Raw genomic sequence first — 3,863 nt, 5'->3', positions numbered from 1 at the left:
CTTTACCTCAGGTTCCACCGGCATACCCAAAGGCGCAAACCGCACTCATGACTGCAACCCATTGATTAAAAGCCAACTGTTCTACCGACTGAGCTAACGACTTATCTGAGGGATTGTTTTTGAATGAAGTTTCAAGATGGTGGGTCGTGCAGGATGACTCGGCCTGTGGCCTCGCCCTTCGGGCCAGCGCTTACGCGCTGTTGTCTCGCTTCGCTCGGCTCGAACCTGCAACCCATTGATTAAAAGCCAACTGTTCTACCGACTAAGCTAACGACTTATCTGAGGGATTTGTTTTTGAATGAAGTTTCAAGATGGTGGGTCGTGCAGGATGACTCGGCCTGCCGCCTCGCCCTTCGGGCCAGCGCTCTCGCACTGTTATCCCGCTTCGCTCGGCTCGAACCTGCGACCCATTGATTAAAAGCCAACGGTTCTACCGACTGAGCTAACGATTTATCTAGGGAACTGGGTTTTAAATGAAGCTTTAAGATGGTGGGTCGTGCAGGATGACTCGGCCTGTGGCCTCGCCCTTCGGGCCAGCGCTTACGCGCTGTTGTCTCGCTTCGCTCGGCTCGAACCTGCGACCTATTGATTAAAAGCCAACTGTTCTACCGACTGAGCTAACGACTTATCTGAGGGATTTGTTTTTGAATGAAGTTTCAAGATGGTGGGTCGTGCAGGATTCGAACCTGCGACCAATTGATTAAAAGTCAACTGCTCTACCGACTGAGCTAACGACCCATCTAGGGAATTGGTTTTGAATGAAGCTTTAAGATGGTGGGTCGTACAGGATTCGAACCTGTGACCAATTGATTAAAAGTCAACTGCTCTACCGACTGAGCTAACGACCCATCTTTTGACTTCTCTCGGCAACGGCGGCATATATTACTGATTTTTCCGCGCTACGCAATGATTATTTTTTTAAATTACGTTTAAATGCTTATTAAGCACTCAATCAACCCCGAAAATGTAATGACTACACCCTTCCGGGGCCAATAATTATAGTGTGGAAAGCTTTTTCTCCGCCAGTTTAGCCGCGCTCGAACCAGGGTATTGCTTCATGACCTGTTGATAAACCGATCTCGCTTTATCCTTCTGACCCTTGTCCTGCATGATTAAACCAACTTTATAAAGCGATTCGCCACTCTTCTGCGACTTCGGATACTCTTTGACTACCGTAGCAAAGTAATACGCGGCTTCGTCTTTTTTACCCTTGTTGTAATTAATCTGCCCTAACCAGTAATTGGCATTAGGCATATAACTCGACTTTGGATAACTCTTCACGAAACTTTGAAAGGCGACAATCGCTTTATCATACTCTTTGGTATTCACCGCCAAATGAACAGCAGCGTCATAATCACCTTTTTCACTGCCCGTGCCGACAGATGATGATGCCTGATTGCCACTATTACTTGCCGTTGAAGAAGCTGTATTTGCAGCAGGTTTACTCCCCTCAGGACTGGTAGCCCCTTCCAGTTGCTGATAAATGTCTTTCTGCCGCTCTATAATCTGATTGAGCTGATACTGACTCTCCTGAATCTGCCCTCGAAGCATGTCAATGTCACGTTGAGAATCAGCAAGTTGTTGCTGGAGTTGCGTTAATAGCTGACCGTGAGCGTTGGAAATACGCTCTAATTGGGTAAGGCGCTCATCGGTGGAACCCGAGCCGACATTACTGATTGGCGCTTGGGCAATAGCGGCCCAAGGAACCGCTACGCCAACCAGTAACGACAGACCCAAAAAATGATGTCTGAAGTTACTGTTCATGAACTACTCTTAGTATGCCAGTACTGCGCGACGGTTCTTAGCATAAGCTGATTCGTCGTGACCCAGTACAGCAGGTTTCTCTTTACCGTAAGAGACGATAGAGATTTGCTCACCGGAAACACCTTTGCCTTGCAGGTACATTTTCACTGCATTAGCACGGCGTTCACCTAATGCGATGTTGTACTCAGGAGTACCACGTTCGTCAGCATGACCTTCTACAACAACTTTATAAGATGGGTTGCTGCGCAGGAATGCCGCGTGAGCGTCTAACAGCTGAGTAAAATCTGAGCCAACGTCGTATTTGTCAAAACCGAAATATACGATGTTGTTGTTTTGTAGCTCTTGCATTTGCTGACGAGCTAATTCCTCTGCTGACAGACCCGCATTAGTTTCGTTAACAGTGCCGACACCAGTCTGATCGTTATCAGCATTCTTGTTAGAACTACACGCTGCTACGGCCATAACTGGTAAAGCTAACATCAGCCCTTTTAGCACTTTGTTCAGTTGCATCTCTTTGATCCTTTTAAAATTTGCCATACATATTATTATGCATCACAGATACGGCGACCAGGCAGGGAATTTTACCTGTCCATCGGTTGCCGGAAGACGCGCTTTGAAACGCCCGTCAGTCGAAACTAGCTGCAATACAGTCCCCAACCCTTGGGTGGAGCTATAAATCACCATAGTGCCGTTAGGTGCGATACTCGGCGTTTCATCCAGGAACGTATCCGTCAAAATTTGAACGGCTCCCGTTGCCAGATCTTGTTTAGCTATGTGCTGCTTACCACTCTCTGAGCTGACCATCACCACAAAACTACCATCCGCGCTTACATCAGCATCTTGGTTTTGTGTGCCTTCCCAAGTGAGGCGTTGCGGAGCACCGCCATTAATATCGGTTTTATATAACTGTGGACGACCACCCTGATCAGAGGTGTAAACCAAAGTCTGGTTATCCGGCATCCAACTTGGCTCAGTATTGTTACTGCGGCCATCTGTAACCTGACGAATCTGAGCTGAACCCAAATCCATCACGTAAAGATTCAAACTACCCGATTTAGATAGAGCAAATGCCAATTTACTGCCATCAGGGGAAAATGCAGGCGCGCCGTTATGACGCGGGAAGGAGGCAACCTGACGTACCTCACCACTCGCCAAGGTCTGGATCACCAAGGCAGAACGGCCGCTTTCAAATGTCACATAAGCCAGTTTAGCGCCATCAGGAGACCATGCCGGCGACATCAACGGTTCCGGCGAACGGTGAACAGTGAACTGGTTGTAACCATCGTAATCAGATACACGCAGTTCATACGGATATTTACCGCCATTAGTCTTTACAATGTAAGCCAGACGAGTACGGAATGCGCCTTTGATGCCCGTCAGTTTTTCAAATACTTGATCACTGGCTGTATGCGCAGCATAACGCAACCATTGTTTGGTCACTTTAAATTGATCCTGAGCAAGCACCGTGCCCGGAGCGCTCGCAGTATCAACCAATTGATAAGAGATTAAAAAACCACCATCCGCACTTGGTTGGATCTGCCCAACAACAACAGCATCAATCCCTAACGCCGACCACGCAGCAGGCGTCACCTCAGATGCCGTCGTTGGCTGCTGCGGCATACGGCTGACATCAATAGGGTTAAATTTACCGCTGTTACGAAGATCGGCCCCAACGATCACCCCAATCTCTTCCGGCGCATTGCCCGCTCCAGTCCATTTAAATGGCACGACACCAATAGGACGCGCAGAATCGACACCTTGAGTGATCTCGATACGAACTTCTGCGTAAGCAACCGTGGCCCACAACATTAAAATGCCTAGTACTACTTTAAAAGCCTGCCTCATTAATCTCTCCCTTATCACGATGGAATAGTCGCAATAATTCGCAGAATATTAACAAACGTCAACAAACAAAACCAGATATACCCGTTATCTTTCAAGTTGCCTCTTTGTTGGCCGCACTCGCTCACCCCGGTCACATAGTTATCTATGCTCCCGGGGATTCGCTCCCTTGCCGTCGCGATCCATCTTGAAATCCATTGGGTATAGCTTAATAACATTGAATGGTTCTGTTTGTTATTAATAACTTTWAAATAACA

At 47.6% G+C, this 3,863-nt stretch carries 4 protein-coding genes, 2 tRNA genes and 3 other RNA genes; all 9 read right to left on the bottom strand.

Annotated elements, in window-relative coordinates; all coding sequences use genetic code 11:
- Positions 1 to 137 precede the first annotated feature (137 nt).
- A non-coding RNA gene (locus C6H66_RS24295) (RtT sRNA) lies at positions 138 to 267 on the bottom strand.
- 45 nt (positions 268 to 312) lie between these two features.
- Positions 313 to 442, bottom strand: a non-coding RNA gene (locus tag C6H66_RS24290) — RtT sRNA.
- Between the two features lie 45 nt (positions 443 to 487).
- A non-coding RNA gene (locus C6H66_RS24285) (RtT sRNA) lies at positions 488 to 617 on the bottom strand.
- A gap of 45 nt (positions 618 to 662) precedes the next feature.
- Positions 663 to 738 (bottom strand) — tRNA-Lys (locus C6H66_RS24280).
- A 34-nt stretch (positions 739 to 772) separates the two neighbouring features.
- A tRNA-Lys gene (locus tag C6H66_RS24275) sits at positions 773 to 848 on the bottom strand.
- Positions 849 to 996: 148 nt separating this feature from the next.
- Positions 997 to 1,764 (bottom strand): cell division protein CpoB, encoded by a 768-nt coding sequence (cpoB, locus tag C6H66_RS24270; RefSeq protein ID WP_105396995.1) that lies wholly within the window; start codon positions 1,762 to 1,764, stop codon positions 997 to 999.
- A 9-nt stretch (positions 1,765 to 1,773) separates the two neighbouring features.
- Entirely contained in the window at positions 1,774 to 2,274 is a 501-nt protein-coding gene (gene pal / locus C6H66_RS24265) for a peptidoglycan-associated lipoprotein Pal (protein ID WP_046397131.1), read from the bottom strand.
- A gap of 42 nt (positions 2,275 to 2,316) precedes the next feature.
- Entirely contained in the window at positions 2,317 to 3,609 is a 1,293-nt protein-coding gene (gene tolB, locus C6H66_RS24260; protein WP_105396994.1) for a Tol-Pal system beta propeller repeat protein TolB, read from the bottom strand.
- A 14-nt stretch (positions 3,610 to 3,623) separates the two neighbouring features.
- Positions 3,624 to 3,863: hypothetical protein (locus C6H66_RS26480; protein ID WP_219847647.1), on the bottom strand; the 240-nt coding region annotated here is incomplete at its 5' end.

Origin of the sequence: Photorhabdus hindustanensis, assembly GCF_002968995.1 — a bacterium.
Lineage (GTDB): Bacteria > Pseudomonadota > Gammaproteobacteria > Enterobacterales > Enterobacteriaceae > Photorhabdus > Photorhabdus akhurstii.
Note: the sequence above shows the minus strand (reverse complement) of the source record. Positions and strands in the feature narration are given on the sequence as shown.